Source organism: Bacillus sp. SIMBA_005 (genome assembly GCF_046535585.1).
Lineage (GTDB): Bacteria > Bacillota > Bacilli > Bacillales > Bacillaceae > Bacillus > Bacillus pumilus.
Map to the genome: position 1 here is coordinate 1 of NZ_JAWRWI010000355.1, position 274 is coordinate 274.

The window sequence follows — 274 nt, forward strand, 5'->3', positions numbered from 1 at the left end:
GCAATCAAGATGTCGTAGGCGCCGATGGGGGTGCCCTGTGCGGCCAGGCAGGCGCGAATTTCACCTGCATGGCGGGCGTCTTCTGTGTCCAGCGGCAGCACCTCGAAGCGCAGTGCATCCACGAGGGCCAGGTTGTGTTCGCGCCTCTGGCTCTTGAAGGCGCCGAAGTACAACTCGTGCATGACGATGGCGCTGACGCCCACGTCTGCTGGTGCGATGGCATGGAGCCGACGTGATACCGGCCCGGCCGGCCCGTTGAGGGCTGAAATGACAG

At 64.6% G+C, this 274-nt stretch carries 1 protein-coding gene; it reads right to left on the minus strand.

Annotated features, from left to right (window positions below; genetic code table 11):
- On the minus strand, positions 1–274 hold a 274-nt coding region (locus SB660_RS20435), incomplete at both ends, for a PIN domain-containing protein (RefSeq protein ID WP_410584152.1).